The 25,433-nt window shown below is 67.5% G+C and carries 24 protein-coding genes; 11 read left to right on the forward strand and 13 right to left on the reverse strand.

Annotation, left to right across the window (positions count from 1 at the left end):
* From QZ709_RS16140 to QZ709_RS16150, 3 genes are all read left to right on the forward strand, one after another.
* The coding region (locus QZ709_RS16140) for a DNA topoisomerase IB (protein WP_294638439.1) at positions 1–861 on the forward strand (861 nt) is incomplete at its 5' end.
* 61 nt (positions 862–922) lie between these two features.
* Positions 923–1,549 (forward strand): hypothetical protein, encoded by a 627-nt coding sequence (locus QZ709_RS16145; RefSeq protein ID WP_294638441.1) that lies wholly within the window; start codon positions 923–925, stop codon positions 1,547–1,549.
* A gap of 24 nt (positions 1,550–1,573) precedes the next feature.
* Positions 1,574–1,939: a GlsB/YeaQ/YmgE family stress response membrane protein gene (locus QZ709_RS16150; protein ID WP_366937187.1), complete on the forward strand. Its 366-nt coding sequence runs from the start codon at positions 1,574–1,576 to the stop codon at positions 1,937–1,939.
* Here the strand turns inward: QZ709_RS16150 and QZ709_RS16155 are convergent.
* The 5 genes from QZ709_RS16155 to QZ709_RS16175 all read right to left on the reverse strand — a co-directional run bounded on the left by QZ709_RS16155 (position 1,874) and on the right by QZ709_RS16175 (position 9,250).
* Positions 1,874–4,963, reverse strand: coding sequence for an ATP-binding protein (locus QZ709_RS16155; protein ID WP_294638443.1), 3,090 nt, complete (start codon positions 4,961–4,963; stop codon positions 1,874–1,876). The two genes, QZ709_RS16150 and QZ709_RS16155, sit on opposite strands and share 66 nt — an antisense overlap.
* A 119-nt stretch (positions 4,964–5,082) precedes the next feature.
* Positions 5,083–5,895 (reverse strand): DUF4142 domain-containing protein, encoded by an 813-nt coding sequence (locus QZ709_RS16160; protein WP_294638445.1) that lies wholly within the window; start codon positions 5,893–5,895, stop codon positions 5,083–5,085.
* Positions 5,896–5,998: 103 nt separating this feature from the next.
* On the reverse strand, positions 5,999–7,375 hold the full coding sequence (locus QZ709_RS16165) for a lyase family protein (RefSeq protein WP_294638514.1): 1,377 nt from the start codon (positions 7,373–7,375) through the stop codon (positions 5,999–6,001).
* A gap of 5 nt (positions 7,376–7,380) precedes the next feature.
* Complete coding sequence (locus QZ709_RS16170; protein ID WP_294638447.1) at positions 7,381–8,163, reverse strand: polysaccharide deacetylase family protein; 783 nt, start codon at positions 8,161–8,163, stop codon at positions 7,381–7,383.
* A gap of 4 nt (positions 8,164–8,167) precedes the next feature.
* Positions 8,168–9,250 (reverse strand): glycosyltransferase family 1 protein, encoded by a 1,083-nt coding sequence (locus QZ709_RS16175; protein WP_294638450.1) that lies wholly within the window; start codon positions 9,248–9,250, stop codon positions 8,168–8,170.
* A 149-nt stretch (positions 9,251–9,399) separates the two neighbouring features.
* Between QZ709_RS16175 and QZ709_RS16180 the strand changes: the two genes are divergently transcribed.
* Complete coding sequence (locus QZ709_RS16180) at positions 9,400–9,852, forward strand: PA2169 family four-helix-bundle protein (RefSeq protein ID WP_294638452.1); 453 nt, start codon at positions 9,400–9,402, stop codon at positions 9,850–9,852.
* A gap of 57 nt (positions 9,853–9,909) precedes the next feature.
* Entirely contained in the window at positions 9,910–10,350 is a 441-nt protein-coding gene (locus tag QZ709_RS16185; RefSeq protein WP_294638453.1) for a CBS domain-containing protein, read from the forward strand.
* A gap of 66 nt (positions 10,351–10,416) precedes the next feature.
* On the opposite strand, the gene QZ709_RS16190 is transcribed toward QZ709_RS16185, so the two are convergent.
* Positions 10,417–10,920 carry a PRC-barrel domain-containing protein gene (locus QZ709_RS16190; protein WP_294638455.1) on the reverse strand — a complete coding sequence of 168 codons (504 nt, stop codon included), beginning with the start codon at positions 10,918–10,920 and terminating at the stop codon, positions 10,417–10,419.
* 122 nt (positions 10,921–11,042) lie between these two features.
* Between QZ709_RS16190 and QZ709_RS16195 the strand changes: the two genes are divergently transcribed.
* Positions 11,043–14,054 carry an ATP-binding protein gene (locus tag QZ709_RS16195; RefSeq protein ID WP_294638456.1) on the forward strand — a complete coding sequence of 1,004 codons (3,012 nt, stop codon included), beginning with the start codon at positions 11,043–11,045 and terminating at the stop codon, positions 14,052–14,054.
* Between the two features lie 239 nt (positions 14,055–14,293).
* On the opposite strand, the gene QZ709_RS16200 is transcribed toward QZ709_RS16195, so the two are convergent.
* Positions 14,294–14,506, reverse strand: a complete 213-nt coding sequence (locus tag QZ709_RS16200) for a hypothetical protein (RefSeq protein ID WP_294638458.1) — start codon at positions 14,504–14,506, stop codon at positions 14,294–14,296.
* A 134-nt stretch (positions 14,507–14,640) separates the two neighbouring features.
* On the opposite strand from QZ709_RS16200, the gene ctaD reads away from it, so the two are divergent.
* Both ctaD and QZ709_RS16210 read left to right on the forward strand, forming a co-directional pair.
* Positions 14,641–16,248, forward strand: a complete 1,608-nt coding sequence (ctaD, locus tag QZ709_RS16205; protein ID WP_294638459.1) for a cytochrome c oxidase subunit I — start codon at positions 14,641–14,643, stop codon at positions 16,246–16,248.
* A gap of 80 nt (positions 16,249–16,328) precedes the next feature.
* The gene (locus QZ709_RS16210) at positions 16,329–17,297 is read left to right on the forward strand and encodes a PfkB family carbohydrate kinase (RefSeq protein WP_294638460.1); all 969 of its coding nucleotides are present in this window, start codon (positions 16,329–16,331) and stop codon (positions 17,295–17,297) included.
* A 25-nt stretch (positions 17,298–17,322) separates the two neighbouring features.
* Here the strand turns inward: QZ709_RS16210 and QZ709_RS16215 are convergent, their stop codons facing one another.
* The 5 genes from QZ709_RS16215 to QZ709_RS16235 all read right to left on the reverse strand — a co-directional run bounded on the left by QZ709_RS16215 (position 17,323) and on the right by QZ709_RS16235 (position 20,235).
* Positions 17,323–17,835, reverse strand: coding sequence for an adenylyltransferase/cytidyltransferase family protein (locus QZ709_RS16215; RefSeq protein WP_294638462.1), 513 nt, complete (start codon positions 17,833–17,835; stop codon positions 17,323–17,325).
* 1 nt (position 17,836) lies between these two features.
* Positions 17,837–18,793 (reverse strand): outer membrane beta-barrel protein, encoded by a 957-nt coding sequence (locus QZ709_RS16220; RefSeq protein WP_294638463.1) that lies wholly within the window; start codon positions 18,791–18,793, stop codon positions 17,837–17,839.
* 103 nt (positions 18,794–18,896) lie between these two features.
* A complete protein-coding gene (locus tag QZ709_RS16225) occupies positions 18,897–19,424 on the reverse strand; it encodes a hypothetical protein (RefSeq protein WP_294638464.1) in 528 nt (175 codons plus the stop codon).
* Positions 19,421–19,672 carry a hypothetical protein gene (locus QZ709_RS16230; protein WP_294638466.1) on the reverse strand — a complete coding sequence of 84 codons (252 nt, stop codon included), beginning with the start codon at positions 19,670–19,672 and terminating at the stop codon, positions 19,421–19,423. The genes QZ709_RS16225 and QZ709_RS16230 overlap by 4 nt, the downstream gene beginning before the upstream one ends.
* On the reverse strand, positions 19,669–20,235 hold the full coding sequence (locus QZ709_RS16235) for an Hsp20/alpha crystallin family protein (RefSeq protein WP_294638467.1): 567 nt from the start codon (positions 20,233–20,235) through the stop codon (positions 19,669–19,671). The genes QZ709_RS16230 and QZ709_RS16235 overlap by 4 nt, the downstream gene beginning before the upstream one ends.
* A gap of 154 nt (positions 20,236–20,389) precedes the next feature.
* Between QZ709_RS16235 and QZ709_RS16240 the strand changes: the two genes are divergently transcribed.
* On the forward strand, positions 20,390–20,812 hold the full coding sequence (locus QZ709_RS16240; RefSeq protein WP_294638469.1) for a hypothetical protein: 423 nt from the start codon (positions 20,390–20,392) through the stop codon (positions 20,810–20,812).
* A 39-nt stretch (positions 20,813–20,851) separates the two neighbouring features.
* Here QZ709_RS16240 and QZ709_RS16245 read toward each other — a convergent pair whose 3' ends face one another.
* Positions 20,852–23,650, reverse strand: coding sequence for an ATP-binding cassette domain-containing protein (locus QZ709_RS16245; RefSeq protein WP_294638470.1), 2,799 nt, complete (start codon positions 23,648–23,650; stop codon positions 20,852–20,854).
* A gap of 172 nt (positions 23,651–23,822) precedes the next feature.
* Between QZ709_RS16245 and QZ709_RS16250 the strand changes: the two genes are divergently transcribed.
* Positions 23,823–24,497 carry a PIG-L family deacetylase gene (locus tag QZ709_RS16250; protein ID WP_294638471.1) on the forward strand — a complete coding sequence of 225 codons (675 nt, stop codon included), beginning with the start codon at positions 23,823–23,825 and terminating at the stop codon, positions 24,495–24,497.
* Positions 24,490–25,404 carry a glycosyltransferase gene (locus tag QZ709_RS16255; protein ID WP_294638472.1) on the forward strand — a complete coding sequence of 305 codons (915 nt, stop codon included), beginning with the start codon at positions 24,490–24,492 and terminating at the stop codon, positions 25,402–25,404. The genes QZ709_RS16250 and QZ709_RS16255 overlap by 8 nt, the downstream gene beginning before the upstream one ends.
* Positions 25,405–25,433: the final 29 nt, after the last annotated feature.

Raw genomic sequence — 25,433 nt, forward strand, 5'->3', positions numbered from 1 at the left:
TGGATCTGTCCCAGCGCGGACGGGCATATCCAGGCCACGGCCCGGGATGCCCGCGGCCGTAAGCAGTACCGGTACCACGCGCGCTGGCGTGATGTGCGGGACGGGCACAAGTTCGCGCGCATGAAGGCCTTTGGCGAGGCGCTGCCAGCCTTGCGTGAGCGCGTGGACCGCGACCTGGGACGGCCCGAGGCCGAGCCAGGACGTGCCGCTGTGCTGGCCGCGCTGGTTCGCCTGCTGGACCGGACACGGCTTCGGGTGGGCAATGGCATCTACGCGCGGGACAACCGTTCCTACGGGCTCAGCACGCTGCGACAGCGGCATGCCGAGATCGAGGGCCCTCGGGTCCGCCTGCACTTCCGGGGCAAGTCGGGGGTCTGGCACGATGTGGCGCTGCAGGACAAGCGGGTGGCCCGCGTGCTGCAGCGCTGCCAGGAACTGGCCGGCCAGCGCCTGTTCCAGTACACCGACGCGGTCACGGGCGTGCGGCACGCGATCGACTCGGGCGATGTGAACGATTACATCCGCGATGCCACAGGAGGAGACTTCACGGCCAAGGACTTCCGAACGTGGCACGGCAGCGTTCTGGCGTGGCGCCTGCTTCCGGCGTGTGCGGACGGTGACGCCCCTGTCAAAGCCGTTTCGCAGGCGCTCAAGCAGGTGGCGAGTGCCTTGGGCAACACCGTGGCCGTCTGCCGGAAGGCCTATGTGCATCCGGCCTTGATCACGTGTGCGGAGCAGCGCGTGTGGCCTTGCAGACCGCAGACCGAGTCTGCGTCGGCGTTGTCGGTGAACCTGCCTCCTGTGCACGGTCTCGGTGAGGACGAGCGCGGCCTGCTGGCCTTTCTGGAGGCTCTGGCATAGCGCCGTGTGTGCGGAACAGCGTTTGCTGATCGAAGAGATTCCGTCAACCGGCTCAGCAACCATGCGTGCACCTGTTCACCCCTCCGATGCCCCGCAGCCCCGCCCGGCTGCCACACTGAACTGGCTCTGGAGCGGGACGCTGGCCAGCGTCCTGTCCGCCCTTGCGCTCGCCTGGCATGGCCGCCGTCGCCACGGCAGCAGCGTGTCCCTGCTGAACGCGCCCAGCCACTGGCTGCATGGCGAGCGCGCCTTGCGCGCCAACATGCCGAGTTGGCGCTTCACGTTCTGGGGCCTGTTGATCCATCAGCTCAGCAGCCTGTGGTGGGCAGCGCTGTACGAGGGGCTCATCCGCTGGGCCAGGCCTGGCGCCGGCCCCGACAGACCGGTGCCCACCGAACCGCCTTCGCCGGTGGCGGCGACTCCGGTCGATGCGGCGCGTCCGGTGGCGCTGGCCGCGGCCGTCACACTGCTGGCCTGGTTTGTCGACACGCGGGCGGTGCCACCGAAGTTGCGCCCGGGTTTCGAGCGGCGCGCCTCACGTGCCGGCATCGCCTGTGTCTACGGTGCGTTCGGCGCGGGCTTGCTCATCGCCGGGTTGAACCGGCGCCACCGGCAAATTCCAGCGTCCGCCGGCAAAACGTGCGGACGGGCAGATGTCGCTCCTTCGCCCGGGGCGCCGTCGAACTGACCCTGTTGGGGTGAAGGGCCCGGCATGGTGCTTGCCCATGACGTCCGGGCGACCTCGTTGCGAAGCAGTCAAGACGAGGTCATGTGTCCTGTGTATCTCAACAGAAAGGAACGTGTCATGATCAGTTTGATTGTTTGGTTGGTGGTGGGCGGGATCGTCGGCTGGCTGGCGAGTCTCATCATGAAAACGGATGCCCAGCAGGGGGTGTTGCTCAACATCGTCGTCGGACTTGTGGGGGCTGCCCTGGCAGGGTGGTTGATCTCGCCGCTGGTCGGGGTTCCGAGCATCAACGACAACTCGTTCAGCCTCGGCTCGATCCTGGTGTCACTGATCGGTGCCGTGATCCTGCTCGGCATTGTCGGCCTGATCCGCGGCCGGCCTCGGGCGTGATGCCATGACAAGCATGCGCTCGATTCGTGCGGCTGTGACAGGCTTGACCAGATGGCGGTCGAAGCCGGCTGCACGGGAGCGCTTGAGGTCGTCGGCCCGGCCGTAGCCGGAGACGGCCACCAGCCACCCTGCATGCCCGCGGGCGCGCAGGGTGGCCGCCACCTCCAACCCGCCCAGCCCGGGCAGGCCGATGTCCACCAGCGCGAGATCCGGCTGGGTGGACAGGATCAGCGCAATGCCGTCCGGCCCGTTCGTGGCCACCTGCACGGTGTGCTGGTCCAGTGCCAGCATCGACCTCAGGGCTTCGCCCGCATCGTCGTTGTCTTCGACGATGACCACCCGCAGCGGCGGCAGAGGTCCTTCGGCCAGGGCCTGCACGGCGGGCTCGGGCGGCTCGCAGGCGGGTAGCCGAACCGTGAAGGTGGCGCCCTGTCCGGGGCCATCGCTGTGCACGGCGACCTGGCCGCCATGGTGCTCGACCAGCCGCTTCACGAGCGTCAGCCCGATGCCCAGCCCACCCTGCTGGCGATCCAGCGTGCGTTCACCTTGGACGAACAGGTCGAAGACCCTGGACTGCAGAGCCGGGCTCAGGCCTGCCCCCGTGTCCTGCACCGTGGCCACCGCCTCCGGGCCGGAAGCCCCTTCGCCGGGGCCCACGGTGAGTGTGATGTGGCCCCCGGGAGGGGTGTACTTCAGTGCGTTCACCAGCAGGTTGGTGAAGATCTGCTCCATGCGGCTCGGGTCGGCTTCGACCCAGACGGGCTGGAGGTGGGCCTTGACCGTGTGCTGTGCCAGTTGTCCCGCCAGGTCGAGGGTGTGCCGCACGCGGTCGGCCACGAGGTCCAGCCGGATGGCGGTGTTGTCCTCTTCGTGCTGGCCTGCCAGCACGCTGGCCACGTCGAGCAGGTCATCCATCAGACGGCCGAGGTGCGCTGCCTGGCGCGCGATGATCTGACGGGCGCGCTTGGCCAGATCCTCCTGTGTGCCGGCCCGGTTCAATACTTCGCAGCCGGCTGCGATCGCCCCCAGCGGATTGCGGAGTTCATGGCCCAGCATGGCCAGGAACTCGTCCTTGTTCCGGTTGGCTTCTTCGGCCTGTTGCCGCGCGGCCGTCTCACGCGCCACCAGCGCCAGGCGAGCGGCTTCGATGGCCTTCTGGGTGGTGATGTCGACCACCACGCCGCTGACCTGCTCGGGCCGGCCTCGCGCATCCCAGGTGAAACGCAATCGTGTGCCGAGCCAGCGGACCTCTCCGTCCGCGCCCTTGTGCCTGAACTCGAGCATGTGGGCGTTGGTCCGGCCAGCGGCCGCAGCGCGCAGGGCCTGCACCACCCGGTTGCGGTCTTCGGGCAGAACCCGACGCAGGCATCGCCGAGCCGAACCGCGCAGCTCCGACAGCGGCAGATCGAGCAGCCGCGAGAAGCCCGTGCTCCAGTGCACCAGCGCATGACGCCGGCTGTGCTGGAAAAAGCCGACGTGACCGGCCGCCTGGGCCAGTTCCACCAGTTGCTGGTTGGCACGCAGGCCCTTCTCCGCTGCGGCCAGCGAGGCCTCGTCCTGCTGCCGGGCCGTGATGTCGGTGAAGCTGGCAATCGCACCCCGAGGGGCGCCGCGGCCATCGAACAGCGGAACGGCATGGGCGATCACCTTGCGCACGGCCCCGTCCGGCGCCTGGATGGTGAGCTCCACGTCTTTCTGGGTCCACCCTGTCCGCGCCGCCTTCTGAAGGGGCAGGGCGTCGGCCGGGACCACCATGCCTTGCTGGTACATCGGGCAGTCCGGCCAGCCGCTGCGCTCCGCCTGGGCGATGTCCGGGGTCTGCTCGGCATCTTCGCCCAACATGCGCGTGAGGGCGGGGTTGCGCAGCACATGCCCGCAATCGCGTTCCTGCGTCATGGCCAGCCCGATCGGACTGCTCCGGAACAGGGTCTCGAACTCGGCGGCCTGGCGCTGCAGGCGCTCGTGGGCGATGTCGCGCCGGGCTTCTTCTCTCTGCAGGGCCTGTTCCAGCATCTGCAGCTCGCGCACGGTGCTGGGTTCGCCACGCCGTTGGGGCCCGTGCAGGGCCAGGGCCCGCAACGGACCGGTCACACGGCTGGCAACCCCCATGGCGAGCAGCATGCCGCCCGCCAGCGACGCGAGGCCCATCAGCAAGGCCGTGGTGACCGAAGCGCGGTGGGCCCGGTCCATCGGCTCGGCGGGTTCGCCGATCACGACGCCCCATTGCCCGGGATCGATGCGTTGCCATGCGCCATAGGCCTCGCCGCCTTCCAGGATGCCGATCCGGCCGGTTCCCGAGGGGCCGTCATTCAGACGGACGCGCGTGAGTGCGGGCAAAGGTTGGGCGACCACCGCCTCGCCGCCACGGTTGCGCGCCACCAGTCGCAGGTCGCCATCGAAGATCGACATGAAGGCGCTTTGCGGCAAGCCCGATGTGCCGATCAGGCTCATCCAACTGGAGGGGGGAATCCACGCGCCCAGGGCGTAGGCGAGTTTGCCCTGCACGTGCACCGGCACCAGCACCCCGGTGGCGAGACGGCCATCCGGCCCCGTCGTGAGGTTGGTCACCACGGGCCGGGCGGTCTGGCGCAATCTCGTCAACGCAGCGGGGTCGCTGAGCCGGCCCAGCGGTCGTCCCGCCGGTTGCTGGGTGTTGAAGACGATCTGTCCGTCCAGTTCGGACAGGAAGACGCTGCCCCAGCTTTGACGCGGCGAGGGCAGCGCAGCCAGTGATGTGAACACCCCTGCGAGGTCCCCCTGCTGCAACTGGTCCGTCATGGCCAGCACCTGCAAGGCCTCTGCCGACGAGGCCAGTTCACGGTCCACCGTCATGGCGAACGCCCGGACTGCCCGAGCGAGGTCGGCATCGAGCTGCGCTCTGCTTTCCCGGGCCTGCTCCGAGATCAGCCAGGCGGCCAGCAAGGTCATGGGCACGGTGGCCAGAAGGGTCACGGCCAGCAGGTGAGCCCTCAAGGACGCTGTGGACCAGCGCAGCCGGGACCACGCATCACCTTTGAAAAACACGCTCAACCTCATGACTGCGCCGCATCGACGAATCCAACAGGGTACTGCGCCGGGGCCGTCCGTCAAGTCCTCATGCAGGCGGCGGCACCCAGCATGGTGGCTCAATCGGCGCAGGCCACTCAGGTGGCCTTCACACCCAGCTTGCGTGCAATGTCCTGTGCCATGGACAGATGATGCCGCAGTGTCGGCAGCGTGGTCTGTACGAACTCCTTCATGCTGCTGTCGGTCAGCTGGCCCTCGGCCTTCTGGAACAGATCGATGTCCTTCTGATGATCCTGAAGGCCGACTTGCCGGATGAACTGACGGTCGAACTCCTGACCCTTTGCCTTGCCCAGACGCTCGATGACCTGGCGCTTGGCGGGAGGCACGGCATTGGGCAGCGTCATGCGGGTGCCGACCAGCTGCGCCAGACGGTTGTTGGCACTGCCATGGTCGTCCACCAGTGTGGTGGCCATTGCCTTGACATCGGGGTGCTCGGCTTTCTCCACGGCCATTTGGGCCACGGCCACTTCATACAAGCCCGCTTCCGTCGCGGCCCGCGCAAACGCCTGGTCCTGTGCGCTCAGGGGCGCCTGGCTGCTGGCCCCCGGTGTCACGGTGCTGGCGCCTGGTGCTGCGCCGGGAGCGGCGCCCGGCGCGGTGCCGGTGTCGCCGCCCATGCCCGAGCCCGTGTTGCCCGTCGTGCCGGTCGACCCGGTGGTGTCGCCCGAACCGGTGGCGCCCGCGGTGCCGCCGGCATTGTCCGTGCCGCTGCCGGACATGGCCCCGGGGGTCGTGCCCATCGTGCCGGCCGTTCCGGAGTCCGGTGCACTGGCCGGGCTCATGTCGCCCGTGGTCGGGGCATTGTCGCGGCGGTTGCAGGCGCCGAGCAGGGCCGAGGCCGTCAAGAGGCAGGCGAGCAGGCCGGTGAGGCGAAAGGTCCTGTGCATCATGTTCGCTCCTTGCGTGAAGGGTGGATAAGGGGGCGAGCGGACCGGCGCGCTGGCCGGTGCCCTGTGGGAACGGGCAATCCCCGTACCGCCCGCGCGCATCGGGTCAGACCATGTTCTCGGCCCGCACCCTTTCGTCGAACAAGACCATGTCGACGCCCAGTGCGCCGGCGGCTTCGCGCAGCGTGAGCCCGTGTTCATGCGCGTGCAGGGCCACGGCCGCCGCCCGGTCGTAGCCGATGTGGGGTGCCAGCGCGGTCACGAGCATCAATGTGCGCTCACGCAGTTCGGCGATCCGTGCCGCATTGGCTTCCAGGCCCCGTACGCAATGCGCTTCGAAGCTCGTGCATACGTCGGCCAGCAGCCGGATGCTCTGGAGCACGCTGTGAGCCAGAAGCGGCTTGAACGTGTTGAGCTCCAGGTTGCCGCCGGCTCCGGCCAGTCCCACCACGGTGTCATTGCCCAGCACCTGGACGCACACCATGAGCAGCGCTTCGCACTGGCTGGGATTGACCTTGCCCGGCATGATGGAGCTGCCGGGCTCGTTGGCGGGCAGGACCAGCTCGCCGAGCCCGCAGCGTGGTCCTGAGGCCAGCCACCGCAGGTCGTTGGCGAGCTTGGTCAAGGCGACGGCCAGCACCTTCAGGGCGCCATGCAGCGCCACGAGCGCATCGTGTGCCGCAATGGCTGCGAACCGGTTTGCTGCGGGGCTGAAGGGCAGGCCGGTCTCCTCGGCGAGGGCCTGGGCCACGCCCTCACCGAAGCCGGGTGGCGCATTGAGCCCGGTTCCCACGGCTGTGCCGCCGATGGCCAGTGCCTGGACCGCGGGCAAGGCCTGGACGATGGCCTGCTCGGCATGGGCCAGTTGTGCTTCATAGCCCGACAACTCCTGCCCCAGGGTGAGCGGCACGGCGTCCTGCAGATGGGTCCGCCCGATCTTCACGAGGTGGCCGAAGCGGCCGGCTTGAACATGCAGGCTGCCGCGCAAGGCGGACAGCGCTGGCAGCAGACGCTGGTGCACCGCGAGCGCGCTCGCGACGTGCATGGCAGTCGGAAAGACGTCGTTGGACGATTGGCTCCGGTTGACGTGGTCGTTCGGGTGAATGAAGGCGCTGCCGTCCTCTTGAGCGGCCCACAGGGCCTGCGCGCGATGGGCCAGGACCTCGTTCATGTTCATGTTGCTCTGCGTGCCTGATCCGGATTGCCAGATCCGCAGCGGAAAGGCCTGCTCATGCTGTCCGTCGAGCACTTCGGTGGCAGCGGCCATGATGGCCGTGGCGATGGGCTCGGGCACGGTGCCCATCGCCGCATTGGTTCTGGCGCAGGCCCGTTTGACGCGGGCCAGAGCGAGGATCAACTCCCGCGGCAGGGTCTCGGTGGAGATGTCGAAATGCCGCAGCGCGCGCTGGGTCTGCGCGCCCCACGGCGCTTCGACGGGGACGGCCACGTCGCCCAGGGCGTCATGTTCGATGCGCGTATCCAGATGGGTCATGGTGCAGCAACCTGTGGGTGCAGCAGTGGCCCGCGCAGCGCGCGCACGGCCTCCGCCAGGGGAAGGGCATCGCGCTCGTCGAGCAGGGCGCGAAGGCGTTCACGCCAGCATCGGTGGATGAGCGTATGGTCGGCATCGTGGGGATGCAGCTCGAACCGCACCAGCGGTTGGGCGTGCCAGCGTGCGGCCACCCAGGCGTTGCGGGGCAGGGAAACGGCGCGTCGCCAGGCAGAGCGTGTGCTGAACGCCATGCACGCGCTCCGGTAGCGCTCTGCGGCGGGCAGGCTGTAAACGGATCTCAGCGTGGCCGTGTAGTCCAGGGGCAGCTGCTGCAAGGCTTGCCAGGTGCCCCGGCTCATCAGCCAGGCCGGCGCGACAAAGCCGTACAGGGGCCAGCCACGGCGGCTGAACCAGCGGCGGCCGGCCTCCAGCCTGCGCAGTGCCTCGTCCTGAGGCAGAGCAGAAAACTCGCCTTCGCCGTCGGTGTACCAGCGCCGCTTGACATGATCCATCCAACCTGATGGCTCGCCGTCGTCCAGATGGCTGTAGCCGTGCAAGGCGAGTTCGTGCCCCTGCCGGTGGAAGTCGTGCAAGGTCTGCTCGAAGTGACGGTTGGACGGACGAAGGTGGTAGCGCGGCACCACGAGCAGCGTCAGGCGCACGTCCGCCACTTCCTGCACGGCGTCGATGACCCGCTGGCAGGCCGACAGGGTGAAGGGCGCCACGTCGTGGACCGTGACGCTCAACATGGGCCGAGGGGGCAGGGATGGGTGGGTCATGGGATCACATCAGCCTCTGGTAGTGGTGCATCAGACCCTGCATGGCAGCAGACCAGTCGTGCTGCAGCGCACACTGGCGGGCCGCGAGGCCGAGGCGGGGCTGGTCGTCGCGCAGGCAGGCCTCGATGGCTTCGGCGAAGTCGGTGGCCGTGCCTCGCTCCACGCGCAGTCCTGCCCCGCCGTCCACGAGTTCGGCCAGACCGGCCCGGTTGCGCACTACAACGGGACAGCCGCAGGCCATGGCCTCCAGTGCGGCCAGGCCGAAGGTCTCCTGGTCACCGGCATGGACGAACAGATCGGCGCTGGCCAGGATGCGTGCCAGTCCTTCAGGCCGGTGTTCGTGCGGCAACAGGCGCACCTGCCTGCCTCGGGGAGGGCAAGGCCCGGCGCCCACGGCGACCAGAATGTGATCAGGACCCAGGCGTTCGGCCGCGGCAGCCAGAACGTGGAGGTTCTTCTCGGGGGCGAAACGCCCGGCATAGACCAGGATCCGGTGCGCGTCCGACAGACCGAGCTCGCGGCGCCAGGCCGGATCGCGTCGTGCTGGATGGAACAGGCCGGTGTCCACCCCCAGACCCTGGTGCACCACGCGCTGGAGCCCGGCGTCGCACAGCGCGCGGTACATCGCCTGGCTGGGCGCGAAGACCAGGTCGAACTGCCGGTAAAGGTGACGCAGATACCAGCGCGCGGCCGCAGCGCCCGCGGCGCCCGTCCAGCGCTGCACGAGGGTCGGCAGGTCGCTGTGGCAAAAACTGACGACCGGAATGCCGAGCCGCTGGCCGGCGTCCAGCGCGGCCCACGCCAGTCGGTAAGGATCACCGGCTTCGATCAGATCAGGGGAGCGGGATGCCAGCTTGCGCGCGGCCGCCTGGCGATTCAGCGGGGCACGGTAGCCCCCCGAGCCCGGCAGGGGGACCCCGTCCAGCGGCAGGGTGTCCGGACCATCCTGCGCCCCCACACCGGGTGCAGCCACGCTGTGACGCCACCCCGAACAGGCACGCAGCCAGGCGCGCTTGGCCTGGATGTAGCGTCGGACCCCGCCCCCGGTGGCGCTCCAGAACATCGTGACATCGAGCAGGTGGGGCATGACGTGGGACACAGCAAGCCAAAGGGCGATCCTCCGCCTTGGCAAATGACGTGCCCGGCACCCCGGGCACACCGCCTGCCAACACCACGGATGCGGCGCACAGCCGGAAACGGCGCGCCTGTCTTCAACTTCATCATCAGGAGCACATCATGGAACGAGACGACATCATCGAGGTCCTCAACGACCTGATCGAAAACAGCCGTGACGGCCAGCAAGGCTTCAACACCTGTGCCGAACACGTCAAATCGCCCGAGTTGCGCGATATCTTTCTTGCGCGCGCTTCCGCTTGTGCAGCAGCCGTGTCGGAATTGCAGGTCCTGGTCAGCGAGTGTGGTGGCACGCCGGACGACAGCGGCTCGATCAGCGGTGCCATGCACCGTGGTTGGGTGGCCATGCGCGGCACGCTGAGCGGCTACACCGACGTGGGCATGCTGGAGGAATGCGAGCGGGGTGAGGACGTGGCAAAGGCACGCTACGAGAAGGCCTTGTCGCGTCCCTTGCCCGAGCCGATTCGGGCCGTGGTCGAGCGTCAATACCAGGGCGTGCTGCGCAACCACGAGCAGGTCAAGCTGCTGCGTGACCGCTATCGCACGGCCGTTTGACGGCCCGCGCATGCCATTTCTTGCCGGCAGGCTTGCCGGCCCCGACAGGAGGATCCGATGCAGAGAATTGCCGATGTGATGACGCGAGGGGTCGAGGTCATCTCGCCGGACGCAACCCTTCAGCAGGCCGCCCAGATGATGGACGACCTGAACGTGGGGGCCCTCCCGGTGTGCGACAACCGCCGGTTGGTCGGGATGATCACCGACCGCGACATCACCGTGCGCGCCACCGCCAGCGACCTGCGCCCCAGTGACGTGCGGGTGGGGGACATCATGACCGAACACCCGCGCTGGTGTCTGGAAAACCAGAGCGTCGAGGAAGTGGCTCAGCAGATGAGCGACGTGCAGGTCAGGCGCATTCCCGTTCTGAGCGACGCGCAGGAACTGATCGGCATCGTCTCGTTGGGTGACCTGGCGGTGCGTGAGCCCGCCGCGGTGCAGGATGTGCTGCGCGAGATATCCACGCCAGCAGAGCCTGACCGTCCCCCCGTGGCCTGAGCCCGAAACGGACGCCCCCGGCCCGATCATTGTCGGGTCGGGGCGCATGAGAGCATGAGGGGGGCCTCAGCGGCGCTCGCTCGAGCCGCCTTCGAAGAAGCGCCGGTTGGCGCTGCTCCAGCCTTCGTCGACGACGTTCGGCCACTTGTCCGGCTCGAAGCTCGGCGCCTGCTTCAGGCGCTCCTTGTCGATGTCCAGCACCCGGTGGTCACGGCCGGGAACCGAGCGCAAGGCGCTCCAGGGTACGGCGTGCATGCGGTTGCCCATGCCGAGGAAGCCGCCGGTCGACACGACGGCATAGCTGACCATCCCCTGGCGGTCCAAGACCACGTCCTTGATGTCGCCGACCTTCTCACCCTGCAGGTTGCGCACGTCCGACCCGATGATCTTGCTGACGCGGTAGATGCGCTGCCAATCCTCCTGAGCGGACTTCCCCGCAGCCTGGTTGGCTGTGGTGGCAGGGCGCGCCTGACCAGCTGCGCTCGTACTGGCTGGGCCCGTTTGCGCGAAGCCGGGGACCACAACGGCCGCAAGGCCCATGCCGGCCGCGATCCGGATGACTTGCTTCATGATTTACTCCTTGTTAAAAGATGAATGTGAGGAACTTCGCGAAGGTGGCGGCAAACTCCATGCCCAAGGCGGGCATGTCGCGCGCACCCGCTGCGGCGGTCCATTCCCCCTTTCTCCTGCGCATGAAACCCCTGCCACTCCAGAGCCTGAAACGGACTCACCGCCCGCGCCTGCGCTGGCCCGTGGCCTCTCTCCGGACCTATCTGCTGCTGGTCATCGTCGTCGCGACTGTGCCTCTGGGGGCGCTCACGTCCTGGTTGATGGCGCAGGAGATCCTGGCCTCTCGCCGGCAGCTCAGCCAGGGCCTGATCCAGACCGCCGGCTCGCTGGCGCTGATGGTGGAGCGTGAGCAGGTGTCCTCGATCGATGCGCTCACCATCCTGTCTCACACCACGAGCCTCAAGGAGGGCAATCTGGCCGGCTTTCATGCCCGGTTGGTCCGATTGCCGCTGATCCGCCCCTCGTGGAGCCGCGTGGTGTTGACCGATCCGGAAGGCCACACCCTGCTGCGCAGCACCGATCCCGTCGATCCGGTCCTGATGGGCGCGGCCGTCCCTGCGCGCCCTTTGCCGGGCGGGATGCTGCCGCCACCCCGCATTCAGGGGCTTCGCGGTGCATCGGGCAATGACCTGTTCACCCGCATCGCGGTCCCGGTCGAGGTGCAGGGCCGGCTGGCGTACTGGCTGGCCGCCGACATCCATGCTTCGGCCTGGCAGAGCCTCATCGGTCAGGGGCACTCCCCTCATGCCGGCTACGTCACCGTGTTCGACGAGGGGTACCGCATCATCGCGCGCTCGCTGCACCCTGAGCGCTTCGTGGGGCAGATGCTCCCCCAGGATGGCAGGGCCCGGATGGGCAACAAGGCCTCCGGCTTCCAGAAGACCAGCCTGCTCGAAGGCGGTGACACCTACGTCGCGTGGCAGCGGATCGCGCTGTCGCAGTGGGGCATTGGCGTGGGCGTGGCGGCCACCCCGCTCGACCGAGGCAACCTGTGGGCGATCTCGATGGCGGTGCTGGCGGCCCTGATTTCGCTGCTCGCGGGTGTCGGGCTGTCTTTGTTCGTGGTGCGGCGCGTGAACGAGCCACTGCATGCGTTGGCCACAGGCGGGGCCTCCGCCGTGCCGGGCGAGATTGCCGTGCATGAGATCGCGCAGTTGCGCGATGCCATGCGCTCGGCCGAAGCCCAGCGGGAGCAGGCGCGCGAGCGGCTGGAGGCCAAGGCCGCCGAGTTCGAGACGCTCTTCAACACCAGCCCGATCGGGCTGTCCATCACACAGGATCCCGATTGCCGTGTGGTGCTGCGCAACCCGGCGAAGGTCGCGATGTTCGGCTTTCGCGAAGGCCAGGTCGCCTCGTACGAGATGCTGCAGAACGGCCGCCCGTTGCAACCGCACGAGCACCCGCTGCAGCGGGCCGCACGGGGAGAGACGGTCTGGAACCAGGAGGTGGAGGTGCGCCATCCTGACGGCAAGGTGTTGCGTCTGCTGGCGCACGCGGTGCCCCTGCTGGATGGCCATGGGCACCCGCGCGGGGCGATCGCCACGTATGTCGACATCACGGAGCGCATGCTGGCTCAGGAGCGCCTCATGCGTGCTCGCACACGTCTTCAGGACAGCCAGCACCTTGTCGAACTGGCGCAGGAGGCGGGCGATGTGGGCTTCTTCGACCGTGTTCTGGCCACCGACACCGTCACCATGACCTCGGGGCTGGCCCGTCTGTTCGGTCTGGACCGCCGGGCGGTCGAGACGAGCTGGGTGGGCTGGCTGGCTCGGGTGCACCCGGACGACGCGCCGGTGATCGAAGCCACCCTGGCCCAGGCGTGGGCCGAGCAGGCACAACAGGTTGTCTTCAAGTTCCGCACCGCGGGCCAGGCTGAGGAGCGCTGGTTATCGAGCCGGACGGTGATGCTCTACAGCACCGAAGGCACACCGCTGCGGCTCATCGGCGTGATGGTGGATGTCACGGCGCAGCAGCAGGTGGAGCAGGAACGGGCGCGCCTCATTTCGCAGGAGCATCAGGCGCGCCTCGAAGCCGAGCGGGCCAACAGGGCCAAGGACGAGTTCCTGGCCATGCTCGGACACGAGTTGCGCAACCCCCTCAGTGCCATTTCTGCCGCGATCGAGGTGCTCAACCGCATCAGCTCGCAGGACGAGCAGGCTGTAAAGGTGCGCACCATCATCACCCGCCAGACTCGCCATCTGGCGCGCCTGATGGACGATCTGATGGACGTGGCCCGTGTCATTGCCGGCAAGATCCACCTGTCGCGTCAGCCGCTGAACCTCGGTGCCATGGTGGGAAGGCTGGTGCATACCATGCAGGTCTCCGGCCTTCTGCAGGCTCACCCATTGAGCGTGCACACGGAAGACGTGTGGGTCAACGGTGATGCCATGCGCCTTGAGCAGATCGTCAACAACCTGGTGACGAATGCGGTGAAGTACAGCCCGCCCGAACGGCCGATCACCGTGCGGGTCCATCGGGATGGCACCAAGGTCAAGCTGGAGGTCATCGACCAGGGATTCGGCATTCCCGCGCATTTGCTACCGCACATCTTCGACCTGTTCGTGCAAGGCGAACGCACGCTGGACCGGCGCCAAGGCGGGCTGGGTATCGGCCTGACACTGGTGCGCCGCCTGGCAGAACTGCACGATGGCGAAGTCGCTGTGCGCAGTGGCACCGAGGGCAGCGTGTTCACGGTGACGATGCCCGCCCTTGACGGTGAGCCGGTGGAGCCGACCGCAGACTCGGTGCCAGCCACGACAGCCCGCGAGGTGGTACTGGTGGAGGATAACGCCGACGCCCGCGAGGCCCTCACCACCATGCTTACGCTGCAGGGACACCATGTACAGGCCGCGGCCGAGGGACGGTCCGGTCTGGCGCTGTTGCTGGCCCGGCGGCCCCACCTGGCCCTGGTCGACATCGGCCTGCCCGGGCTGACCGGCTACGAAGTGGCCCGACAGGCGAGGGCGGCCGGCCACACGGGCTGGATGATCGCGGTATCGGGGTACGGGCAGCAGCAGGACGTGCAGCTTGCGCTGGAAGCCGGGTTCGATGCCCACATGGTCAAACCCATCGACGGCGCGGCGCTAGAGCGCTGGCTGGCCCGTGCACCCCGTGGACCTGGGGCGGCGGCCTGACCTCCGGTGCACAGCGCGGGGAGCCGGGCACACGCTTTGCCCTGACGGGGCATTGCATTCCCAAGGAGGTTTGACGATGTTCCCGGAACGGCACCCCGAATACCAGCGTCTCCGTGACGCGCTGGAAGCCGCCTACCGCGCCCCCGTATGGAACAGTCAGCGCATCGACCGCCTGGCCGACGCGCTTGCACGGATCGAGCGCCGCGCGGCGGCGCTGCCTGCGGGACTGTCTGCGCCGTTCAGGCCGTGGCCTGAGGGGGATCCTGAGAGGACGACGGGGAGCAGGGCGCGGTCCACTCGCGAAGCAGTGTCTCCGTGAGGTGGTCCCCCCGCGCGGACGCGAGCCGGATCAGGTCCTTCACATTGCCGTCATGGACAAGTTCATGCCCCTGACCGCGCTGCAGGCGGCGAAGGATCTCGTTCAGATCGGTTTCATCGGGTGAGGTGGCCATGGATGCTCCTTGATCATTGATGCGACAGGCCGGTGCGGCAAGCACCGTGCCGTTGTGCATCAGGGGATCGGTATCGGCACGGTGATTGCCGCCATACGGCAGCGCCCGAATCGCGGTGCCATCCGGACGACTCCATGCGCACCCTGACCCACGACCCGCACCTGTCTCAGGCGCACGGCCATGAAACCTTGCCAGGGTGGCGCCGCTGGCTCTTTGCGACCAACCACAAGGACATCGGAACCCTTTACCTGCTTTTCTCGCTGAGCATGCTGATGATCGGCGGCGTCCTCGCCTTGCTGATTCGTGTCGAGCTCTTTCAGCCGGGCCTTCAGTTGTCCTCGCCCGACTTCTACAACCAGCTCGTCACCATGCACGGGCTGATCATGATCTTCGGCGCCATCATGCCGGCGCTGGTCGGTTTCGCCAACTGGATGATCCCGCTGCAGATCGGCGCATCCGACATGGCCTTTGCCCGCATGAACAACTTCAGCTTCTGGCTCATGGTGCCCGCAGGCGTGCTGTTGATCGGCACCTTCTTCATCGATGGCGGAGCTCCGGCTGCAGGGTGGACGCTCTATCCGCCACTGAGCACCCAGATGCCAAGGGGCATGGACCTGGCGATCTTCTCACTGCACCTGCTCGGGGCCTCCTCGATCATGGGGGCGATCAACATCATCGTCACCATCCTCAACATGCGGGCTCCCGGCATGACGCTGATGAAGATGCCCATGTTCTGCTGGAGTTGGCTGATCACTGCCTACCTGCTGATTGCTGTCATCCCGGTGCTTGCCGCTGCGATCACCATGGTGCTCAGCGACCGCCATTTCGGCACCAGCTTCTTCAACCCGGCAGGCGGCGGAGACCCGGTGATGTTCCAGCACGTGTTCTGGTTCTTCGGCCATCCCGAGGTCTACATCATGATTCTGCCGGCCTTCGGCATCATCAGTCAGGTCGTGACTGCCTTCGCCCGCAAGCCTTTGTTCGGCTACGCGTCGATGGTCTATGCCACGTCTGCCATTGCCATCCTCAGCTTCATCGTGTGGGCTCATCACATGTTTGCCACCGGCATGCCTGTCACGGGACAGCTGTTCTTCATGTACGCGACGATGCTGGTGGCCATCCCGACCGGGGTGAAGGTGTTCAATTGGGTCGCCACCATGTGGCGGGGCAGCATGACCTTCGAGACGCCGATGCTGTTCGCCGTGGGCTTCATCAGCGTGTTCTCGATCGGCGGGCTCAGCGGCGTGATCCTGTCCGTCGTACCGGTCGATGTACAGGTCCATGACACCTACTACGTCATCGCGCACTTCCATTACGTGCTCGTGGCCGGCACCCTGTTCGCGATGTTCGCCGGCTTCTACTACTGGGCGCCGAAATGGACGGGCGTCATGTACGACGAACGCCGCGGGCAATGGCATTTCTGGCTTTCTATCGTCAGCTTCAACCTGACGTTCTTTCCCATGCACTTCCTGGGGCTGGCGGGTATGCCGCGCCGCTATGCCGACTACCCCATGCAGTTCGCGGACTTCAATGCCGTCGTCTCGGTGTCTGCCTTCGTGTTCGGGTTGGCGCAGGCCTGGTTTGCCCTCTTCATCGTGTGGCCGATGCTGCGCAAGCGCGGGCTGCCGGCGCCCGCCCGCCCATGGGAGGGCGCGCAAGGGCTGGAGTGGACCCTGCCCACACCGCTGCCTGCCCACACTTTCGAAACGCCTCCCGATCTCCGGAGCCACCCGATGCCTTGAGGCATGAGGTCTCTTTCTTGACCGCGGGCATGGGGTTTGCCGTTTGGAGCCACTCTTCTACGGAACAAGGTGGGTGACGCATGGCCAAATCGACGTTGCGCGTGCTACTGGTGGGCGACGTGATGCTGGATCAGTACTGGGACGGTTCGGCCTCTCGGATCTCGCCGGAGGCGCCTGTGCCGGTGCTGGCCGTCAAGGGGCAGAGACAACGTCCCGGAGGCGCCGCCAATGTCGCCGTCAACCTGGCTGCACTCGGATCGCCGGTCACGCTGCTCGCACCGTTCGGCGACGACGAGGCGTCGGATGATCTGGCCGACATGGTGACGGACGAGGGTGTGGTCCTCGAGCGGGTCACCCAGGCGGGCTACACGGCCACGCGCAAGATCCGCTGCGTGTGCAGGGGACAGCAGTTGCTGCGCGCTGATTTCGAGGTGCCCGTGCCCCCCGCCGCCATCAGCCGCTTGACGCACCGCTATGCGCGCCTGCTGCCCGAGCATGACATTGTTGTCCTGTCCGACTATGCCAAGGGGGCGCTGTCATCGTGTGCGCAGTTCATCCGCATGGCGCGTGAGGCGGGCAAGCCGGTCCTGGTGGATCCGAAGGGGCGCCACATGGAGCGCTATGCCGGGGCGACCTTGCTCAAGCCCAACCTGGCCGAGTTCACAGGCTGGGTCGGTGAGCCAGACGACGAATCGCATTTTTGCCGACTGGCTCATGCCCTGCGCCAGCGGCTTAGACTCGAGAACCTGCTGGTGACCCGGGGGGAGGCCGGCATGAGCCTGTTCACCGCCCGCGGCGTGTTCCATCAGCCGGCTCAGGTCCGCGAGGTCTACGATGTGTGCGGCGCCGGCGACACGGTGCTCGCGGCGCTGACGCATCTGATTGCGCTCGGAGAGCCCTTGGCCGAGGCCATGCGGTGGGCAAACGCCGCAGCCGGCATTGTGGTGGGACGGTCCGGTGCAGCACAGGTGTCGTACGACGAGGTGGCGGCCAGCCTGCATGTCGTGGGCAAGGGCAACGCCCAGTGGCTGCCCACGGCAGCCTCCTGACCGTCGTTTTCTCTGTGTTCCGGGTTCAGGACACCGTGGTGGCGCGCATCCGCTCGACGAGGTGGCTGCTGGAATGGCCGGCCACAAAGGGCATGGTCATCGCTCGCCCCCCCCAGCTCGAGACCAGGGCGGCTTCTTCGAGCTGGCCGACGTCGTAGTCACCACCCTTGACGTACACGTCCGGGCGCACACGCGCGAGCAGAGCCGTGGGGGTGGGCTCATCGAACAGCGTCACGAGCGACACCGATTCCAGTGCGGCCAGCACCCAGACGCGATCCCGTTCGGTCTGAACCGGTCGACCCGGGCCTTTGCCCAGTCTGCGCGCCGAAGCGTCGCTGTTGAGCGCCACGATGAGCGTTTCACCTTGGGCGCGAGCCCCCGCCAGACACTGGACGTGCCCTCGATGCAGCAGGTCGAAGACGCCGTTCGTGAAGACCCATGGACGAGGCAGGCCGGCCAGTGCGGCGGGCAGCGATGCTGCCGCGCGGTACTTGGCCGGCCAGTCCTCCGGATCGTACGGTCGATCCGAGGCCGTCATGTCAGAACCGGTACTTGAAACCGATGGTGGCGATGTCGGTGTTCTTCTTGTCGTCACCGGGGAACTTCAGATGGTGGCGGTCCCAGTCGAGGGTGACGCTCCAGTTGCGGTTGAAGTCCCAGGCCACGCCGACGCCATACGAGGCGCCGAAGCCGGTTTCGTCACCGGTGGCCGTGACCACGCCCGGCGCGGCGGAGACGTCGGTCCAGCCGTAGGTGCCGCCCACGCGACCGACCAGGCTGAAGGTGTTGGTGAGCGGGGCGACACCGGTCAGCACCAGGTTCACGCCACTGATCTTGGTCTTGCCGCCATTGCGGTCGGCGTCGTTCAGCCGGAAGTAGCCGAGTTGCAGGCCGAAGTTGGGATTGAACATGCCGCCGGTAAAGATGTGCACGGCACCATCCGGGTCTTCACACTTGGTGCCGGCCGCGCAGCTGCTGTCGATGTCGCCCGTGCCGATGGAGAGGCCGACATAGCCGGAGGTCGTGTAGGGCAGCCACGAGTAGCTGCTGTCATAGCCCGCGCCCGGGCCGGCTGCCGTCGGCTCTGAAGGCAGCGTCGACAGGTCGGTGCTGTAGCGGCTGGCGGCGCCATCACCGGATGCCGCGCCCGTCGTGCCCATGGTGTTGCCACTGTCCTGGCTCATGGGGCTGCTGGTGCCGGTGTCGCTGCCCGACATGCTGCCGGCGGGAGTGCCCTGGCTGCCCGGCGTGCTGGTGCTTTCATAGGTGCCCGAACCCTGGTTGGTCACCGAGCTGGGCGGGCGTTGGCTGCTGGGATCGGGGTTGTTGCGTACCGCGCCGTCAAACTGGCCCCCGGCGGTGCTGTCCGTACCCTGGTAGGTGCTGGTGCCGCTTCCGTTGGGCGCGGCGCCGGTCTGTGCCACCGCGTGGGCGGCCACCAGAGACAAAACGGCTGCCGCGATCGCGCAGCGTGCGGGGCGATGGATCTCGTTCATGCTTGGCTCCTTGTGTGTCAGATGGAAGGGGCCCGACGGTTCGGGCGGTCGCAAAGGGAACGGACGCCATGTGGCAAACGGCGTGCCACGGTGTCCCGATCGCTCATCCGATGAGCTCCACCTGGCGCGCAGGGGTGTCGTGTTCGGCCCCGGCATGACGAGGGATCTCGAGCAGGCCGTCCTGTAGCCAACCGGCATGGCGGTCCTTGCAGGCCGCACGCAGCTGTGCCGCGATGGCCACACCAAACGCTTCATCGAACCACGGGTGGGCGCCGCTGACGCCCACCACGATGCCATCAAGGCAGATGCCGCCTGTCAGCATGGTGTCGCCCGGCCTGAGCAGGTGCGGGTGGTGGGTCTGTATCGCCGTGCCGTCCAGGCCGGTCTGCCAGCTGAGCCGGGCCTTGGCGCGGGCAAAGCCGGTGTAGTCGGCGTCGCGGCGGGCTGTGTCTCCCAGTTCGTGCTCGAGCAGGATGGCCTCCTCGAATGGGCAGGACCCGGGGCGCTTTCCAGGGTCCATGACGACCACGTGCATGAAGCCCGCGCCGCATACGGTGCGATCGTGGACGCCCGCTTCCAGCATGGGCAGAACGCGTTGAAGAGCCTGTCGAGCGAGTTGGATGTCGATCATGGTGTGGTGGTTCCGGGTTTGCAGGGGCCTTGGGCGCCGGGCTGGAGGGTCCAGTCCTTGCGGTTCTCGGCGGACGTCAACAGTGCATGTGTGTGCATGGCGGCGCTGGGCGAGATCGGATCGCTTGCCGGAAAGGTTTGCTCCAGCGCGTCGTCCAGCAATTCCTGGTAGGTGGGCACGCGCTCCCGCTTGCGGGTACAGCAGCCGTCCATCCGACGTTGTTCGCGCTCACGTGCTTCGGGCGTCATCGGCCGTCTCCTTCCGGGGCCAGAGTGAGGTCCTCGATGGGAGGGCTGTCGGCGGTTGGCGTCGCCTCGTTCGGTGCGCGGCCAGGGCGTACCTCGATGCGCCGGCTGGATTCCGCCCGGGCCGTCTTCGGGATGCGGATGGTCAGCACGCCCTGCTCGTGCTCGGCCGTGATGCCGGCGGGATCGGGTGTGAAGGGCAGGGGCAGGGTGCGCCGGAAGCTGCCGAAGCTGCGTTCCATGAGGCGGTAGCGTTCGAGTGCCGTTTCCGTCTGGGCGCGCTTCTCGCCACACAGCGTCAGGGTGTCGCCCTCCAGCTGCACATCGATGTCCTGAATGTCGACGCCAGGCAGTTCTGCGGAGATGACCACGGCCTGCTCGTCTTCCTGGACGTCGACGCGGGGCACGGCATGGGTTGCCAGCCTTGCTCCCACGCCCATCAGCTGGCCGGCTCCGGGAAAGAAGGCGTCCATCACGCGGTTCATCTCGCGCGACAGGTCGAGGAACGGGTCGATGCTGCGCAGGGGGCGGGTGGCATCGAACAGGGTGGGGTAGGGCGAGGCCATGCTCTGACTCCTGTGGTTGGTGGGCGCGATCTCACGCGGCGGCGGCAAGCCCTGTGCCCGCGTGGCGGCAGCCCAGTCCAGGGCACGGGGTTTGCCGCACTCCCTGACCCAGCCTGTCACGGCTGTTTTCGAGCCCAGATACCGGAGACCGTTCATGTTCGTCACGCCCCCTGCCTTTCGCCAAGCCTTACCCCACGCACCCATCTTTCCGCCGCTGCCCGCTGGCGAACTGCCCGGTGAGCGACCCGAAGCACCCACCGGTTCACCTGCGCCGATGTACTGCCCTCGACGGACGCCCCGCCCCCTGTCCTGGCGAGCCTCTGACGGCGCGATGCGTCTGGGTGGCACCAGCATTGGCCACGGCCCGGGGGCGGGGGGCAACGACGGGACCGCACCCGACCGGAGCACCGGCCCGGGCGGCTCGAATCTGACCCGCCAGGACGGCGGGCCATCCGGTGACGACATCAAGGGACCCGGCAACAGCGGCCCCGATGGCGGACCGATTCCGGGACGAGAGAAGGACGGCGTGCTCGAAGGCACGCAGGGCGGCCCCGCACAACCGCGACGCCCCAGTTGAGCGGCAAGACTTACATTCCCCGTCGCTTGTTGCGGCAAGTCACTGGGCGGAGGGCACGGGATTCGGGGGCGCGGTACCGCGCGTCACGCGCAGGATGGTATCCAGCAATTCCCCGGGTTGGACAGGCTTGACCAGGTGCGACTGGAAGCCGCTCATCAGAGAGCGTACGCGGTCCGCTGGTTCGGAAAGCCCGCTCAGCGCGATGGCCGGGACACGATTGTCCAGCGGTACCTGACGCTCGTCCTCCAGCTGGCGGATGCGGCGAACCACTTGATGGCCGTCTTCATTGCCCAGATCGATGTCGCACAGCACCAGGTGAGGCCAATCCGACGCCGGCGTGTCTGCCAGCCACGCGAGCGCTTCGCTGCCCGTCCTGAACGGGGCGACACGGGCGCCTTCTGCGGACAGCAGCAGCACCAGGGACTCCAAGGCATCCGGCAGGTCGTCCACGGCCAGGATGTCGAGCCCCATCAGCGCTCCGGCACCGGGTGCGGTCAGCGCGGCCGGTGTCGTGGGGGCCGGATTGCCAGGCTGTTCGGGCAGCATGGAGGGTGCACGCGCCGACAAGGCGAGCAGTGGCATCTCGATGACATGACGCGGCCCTTGCACCGAGCTGGCAGGCTCCGAGCGGAACTGCCCTCCCTGACGTTCGACCGTGGCCCGCAGCGCCAGCGGATCCAGCGTCACCACCGGCATGGGCAGCGCGCCGGCAGGCAGCACACCCGGGTCGTCTTCGCCCAGAGCAGGCTGCAGCCCTTCGGTGATCGACAGGCGGGCGTGTGCATGGTGGCGCTCCAGTCGCAAGGCAAGGCGGCCGCCGGGGGGGATGGTCTGAATGGCCCGGGTGCACAACTGGCCGATGGCCTGAGCCAGCGAACTGGGGTCACCAGTCACACGGGCGTCTTCGAAGGCGATGTCGGCGTAGAGCTTGATGTGCCGCGATTCGATCGCTTCTCGCAGCCCGTCGAGCACGCCCATCAACAGCACTGCGAGGTGAATGGGTTGCCGCGCCAGTTCCTGTTCGAGGTGCTCCACCTGCTGTTGCTGACGTTGCAGGCGCCAGAGCTGGGCGTACAGGCCGTCGTGGGCAAGCAATGCCTCGTGGCGACCGCGTTCGACGATGCGACCCTTGTCCATCACGATGATCAGGTCTGCGTCCACGATGGTGGACAGCCGGTGCGCGATCACCAGGGTCGTCCGACCGTGGGCGATGCGGTCCAGTTCGGCCTGAATGGCCCGCTCTGATCGGGCATCGAGCGCGGAAGTGGCCTCGTCGAGCACCATGATCGGCGGGTTCTTCAGGAACGCGCGGGCGATGGCGATGCGCTGGCGTTCGCCGCCGGACAGCGTCAGCCCTCGCTCACCGACCGGGGTGTCGTACTGATGGGGCAGGGACTCGATCAGTTCGTGAATCTGCGCGGCCTTGGCAGCCTCGATGACATCGGCCAGGCTGGCGCCCACCCGCCCATAGCCGATGTTGTGAGCGACGCTGTCGTTGAACAGGGTGGTGTCCTGCGGAACCACCCCGATGGCCCGTCTCAGGCTGCCCATGCGCACACTGCGGATGTCCTGCCCGTCGATCACGATGCGACCCTGACCGACCTCGTGCAGACGCAGCAGCAGCCTGGCCAGTGTCGACTTGCCTGAACCGCTGCCACCGACCACCGCCACCGTCTCGCCCGCTCCGATCTGAAAGCTCACATCCTGCAGAATGGGCCGACCCGGCTCGTACGCGAAGTCGACATGCTCGAAGCTGATGCTGCCCCCTTCGACCACGAGATCCGGGCTGTCGGGGCGGTCTTCGATGTCCGGCCGCTGAGCCAGGAGGCCCAGCAACTTCTCGGTGTTGACGAGCGCATCGCGGGCTTCCCGGAAGACGAAGCCCAGCGCATTGAGGGGCAGGCAGATCTGCAGGATGTACGCGTTGACCAGAACCAGATCGCCGACCGTGAGGCGCCCTTGTACGGTCTGCTCGCCAGCCAGCAGCATCACGAGGGCCACGCCGACACCGATGATGGCCCCTTGACCGATGTGCAGCGTCGACAACGCCTTCTGGTTGGCCACGCCCTGCTCCACCCAGTGACCCAGTACCGTCGCATACCGCTGGCGCTCTTGCGCCTCTCGGGCGTGCAGTTTGATGGCCTCGTAGTTGAGCAGGCCATCGACCATGCGGCCATGCGCGGCAGAGTCGACCTCGTTGACGCGGCGCTGGCGCACCTCCCTGCGCTGTGTCATTGCCGTGGTGTAGGACGCATAAGCCACGAAGGTCAGCATGATGACCACCGTGAACCAGAGGCTGTAGCCACTCACCATGACGATGAGCACGGCAAAGAACTCCACCAGCGTGGGCACGACCGTGAACAGGCCCGCCCCCAGCAGAAAGCCGATGCCGCCCGTGCCACGCTCCAGATCCCGGATCAGCGCGCCGGTCTGGCGCTGAGCATGGAAGCGCGGTGTGAGCGCAAGCAGGTGGGCGAAAGCCTCCTCGGCGTACCGGGTGACCACGCCCAGCGTGACACGCGAGAAGATCAGGTCGCGCAGTTCGGTGAACAAGGTGCCTGCAAACCGCAGGGCCGCGTAGCCCAGCAGCATGAACACCGGCAGGACCAGCACGGTGTGGGCCGATGGCAGCAGGTCAGCCTGTCTTGACACGTCGGCGGCGAGGTTCTCTGGCCGGCTGAAACGGTCGATGATCGCTTTGAGCAGCAGGGGCACCATGACCGCGGTCACTTTGGCGGCCACCAGCAGCAACAGCGCGAGGGAGGTTCGGCGCCAGCGAGGTCGGACGGCTTCCCACAGGATGGGCATCACGGCACGCAGGCCGCCGCTGCTGTTCATGTCTGGGTCTTTCTGCGCCCTCGGCCGCCCTCCGAGGGGCGCCTGCACACGCGTGGTGGTGCGGGGGCGGCCGCAGGATGGAGCACCTGGCGTGCCCGGGAGGAGGCGGGCACGCCGTTTGCCGGGAAGTGCATCCGGAAACCTTTTCGCCCACGCGGTTGCGATCCCTCACATGGTCATTCTTTCTCCTCATCTGGATGACGCGGTGTTTTCCTGCGGGGGGCTGCTGGCGGCCCGTCCGGGCGCCACCGTGGTCACCGTGTTTGCAGGACTTCCCGCCGACGATGTGCCTCTTACCGATTGGGATGCCCGGTGCGGGTTCGAGAGTGCGCGCCAGGCGATGACCGCTCGTCGGGAGGAAGACGCCCGCGCCCTGGCCGCGCTGGGCGCCACACCCCATTGGCTGGACTTCCTGGATGCGCAGTACAGCCGGAGTCCGTCGCCGCACGAACTGGGCGAAGCGCTGCTCGACACCCTGCGCACCCTTGATGACGCGCCCGTCATCCTGCCGATGGGCCTGTTTCATTCCGATCACCTGCTTGTGCACGAAGCGGCACTGTGGGCGCTGCGTCGTGTGCTGGTCGACTGGCCGGTGCTGCTTTACGAAGACGTGCCCTACCGGCGGCTCGAAGGCCTGCTGCAACAGCGACTGCAGACCCTGGCCGGTCTGGGGCTCGTGGCCACGCCGTCGGACATGGCCATCCCGGTGGCCGACCCGCTGAAGGCCCAGGCCGTATCGGAGTACGTCAGCCAGGTGCGCGGGCTGGGTGAGCAGGGGAAGGCGGATCTCGGCCGTCCCGAGCGTCTGTGGTCGTTGGCAGGGGCCTGTGGAGGTGGCGATGCGTGAAACGCGTGTGACAGTCGTGGTGCGCACTCACCAGCGGCCCGCAGAACTGAGGCGGACCCTGGCCCACCTCTGTCGATTGCCCGAACGGCCCGAGATCGTGGTGGTGGACAACGGCTCGTGCCCCCGCAACGCGCGCGCCATCCGGGAAGCGGCTGCGGAAGCCGGCGTGGGACTGCTGCGTTTGTCCCACCACGTCGGTGCCGCGGCTTGCAACCTCGCTGTGGCGCACGTGCGAACGCCCTACGTGGCTTTCTGTGACGACGACACGTGGTGGGCCGACGGTGCGCTTGAACGGGCCGTGTCCATCATGGACACATGCCCGGATGTGGGGTTGGTCAATGGCCGTGTGTTGGTGGGGCCGGAGCAGCGGGAAGCGAAAGTGTGCCGCCGAATGGCCAGCAGCCCGCTTGAGCGGGCCGGGTTGCCGGGGACCTCTCTGTTGTCCTTTCTGCCCGGGGCGGTTGTGATGCGCATGGCTGCCTTCCGGGAGGCCGGCGGATACGAGCCCCGGCTCGGGCTGGGCGCCGAGGCCGTGCTGATGGGACTGGATCTGGCCACGATCGGCTGGCACATGCTGTATGCCCCGGATGTGGTCGTCCACCATCATCCATCGCCTGCATGCCGCCGGCCCGAGCGTCAGGTCATCCTCGCTCGCAACCGCCTGTGGGTTGCCGTGCTCCGCCTGCCCTGGGGCGATGTGCTCCGAGAAGCCCGGCAGATCTTGCGGCAAGCCCAGGTCGATGGTGTGGCCGGACGGGTGTTGTGGCGGGCGGCGGCCGGCCTTGCGTGGCCCTTGCTCAACCGGCAGGTGGTGCCGGTCGACGTGATCCGCTTGTACCGCGGCTGGCATGCCGAGCCCGAGCGCGGGCACGCCATTTGCCGTGGACGCATGGCCGGCATGCATTGATTCCACTGCATGACGCCTGTTACCCGATA

It is taken from the genome of uncultured Aquabacterium sp. (assembly GCF_913773725.1).
In the GTDB taxonomy this organism is placed as follows: Bacteria; Pseudomonadota; Gammaproteobacteria; order Burkholderiales; family Burkholderiaceae_C; genus Aquabacterium.

What these genes read in the sequence shown, in the direction of transcription:
- QZ709_RS16145 (WP_294638441.1), top strand. Translation starts at nt 923, where the DNA reads ATGCGTGCACCTGTTCACCCCTCCGATGCCCCGCAGCCCCGCCCGGCT.
- QZ709_RS16150 (WP_366937187.1), top strand. Translation starts at nt 1,574, where the DNA reads ATGGTGCTTGCCCATGACGTCCGGGCGACCTCGTTGCGAAGCAGTCAA.
- QZ709_RS16160 (WP_294638445.1), bottom strand. Translation starts at nt 5,895, where the DNA reads ATGATGCACAGGACCTTTCGCCTCACCGGCCTGCTCGCCTGCCTCTTG.
- QZ709_RS16170 (WP_294638447.1), bottom strand. Translation starts at nt 8,163, where the DNA reads ATGACCCACCCATCCCTGCCCCCTCGGCCCATGTTGAGCGTCACGGTC.
- QZ709_RS16175 (WP_294638450.1), bottom strand. Translation starts at nt 9,250, where the DNA reads ATGCCCCACCTGCTCGATGTCACGATGTTCTGGAGCGCCACCGGGGGC.
- QZ709_RS16180 (WP_294638452.1), top strand. Translation starts at nt 9,400, where the DNA reads ATGGAACGAGACGACATCATCGAGGTCCTCAACGACCTGATCGAAAAC.
- QZ709_RS16185 (WP_294638453.1), top strand. Translation starts at nt 9,910, where the DNA reads ATGCAGAGAATTGCCGATGTGATGACGCGAGGGGTCGAGGTCATCTCG.
- QZ709_RS16190 (WP_294638455.1), bottom strand. Translation starts at nt 10,920, where the DNA reads ATGAAGCAAGTCATCCGGATCGCGGCCGGCATGGGCCTTGCGGCCGTT.
- QZ709_RS16195 (WP_294638456.1), top strand. Translation starts at nt 11,043, where the DNA reads ATGAAACCCCTGCCACTCCAGAGCCTGAAACGGACTCACCGCCCGCGC.
- QZ709_RS16200 (WP_294638458.1), bottom strand. Translation starts at nt 14,506, where the DNA reads ATGGCCACCTCACCCGATGAAACCGATCTGAACGAGATCCTTCGCCGC.
- ctaD (WP_294638459.1), top strand. Translation starts at nt 14,641, where the DNA reads ATGCGCACCCTGACCCACGACCCGCACCTGTCTCAGGCGCACGGCCAT.
- QZ709_RS16210 (WP_294638460.1), top strand. Translation starts at nt 16,329, where the DNA reads ATGGCCAAATCGACGTTGCGCGTGCTACTGGTGGGCGACGTGATGCTG.
- QZ709_RS16215 (WP_294638462.1), bottom strand. Translation starts at nt 17,835, where the DNA reads ATGACGGCCTCGGATCGACCGTACGATCCGGAGGACTGGCCGGCCAAG.
- QZ709_RS16220 (WP_294638463.1), bottom strand. Translation starts at nt 18,793, where the DNA reads ATGAACGAGATCCATCGCCCCGCACGCTGCGCGATCGCGGCAGCCGTT.
- QZ709_RS16225 (WP_294638464.1), bottom strand. Translation starts at nt 19,424, where the DNA reads ATGATCGACATCCAACTCGCTCGACAGGCTCTTCAACGCGTTCTGCCC.
- QZ709_RS16230 (WP_294638466.1), bottom strand. Translation starts at nt 19,672, where the DNA reads ATGACGCCCGAAGCACGTGAGCGCGAACAACGTCGGATGGACGGCTGC.
- QZ709_RS16235 (WP_294638467.1), bottom strand. Translation starts at nt 20,235, where the DNA reads ATGGCCTCGCCCTACCCCACCCTGTTCGATGCCACCCGCCCCCTGCGC.
- QZ709_RS16240 (WP_294638469.1), top strand. Translation starts at nt 20,390, where the DNA reads ATGTTCGTCACGCCCCCTGCCTTTCGCCAAGCCTTACCCCACGCACCC.
- QZ709_RS16245 (WP_294638470.1), bottom strand. Translation starts at nt 23,650, where the DNA reads ATGAACAGCAGCGGCGGCCTGCGTGCCGTGATGCCCATCCTGTGGGAA.
- QZ709_RS16250 (WP_294638471.1), top strand. Translation starts at nt 23,823, where the DNA reads ATGGTCATTCTTTCTCCTCATCTGGATGACGCGGTGTTTTCCTGCGGG.
- QZ709_RS16255 (WP_294638472.1), top strand. Translation starts at nt 24,490, where the DNA reads ATGCGTGAAACGCGTGTGACAGTCGTGGTGCGCACTCACCAGCGGCCC.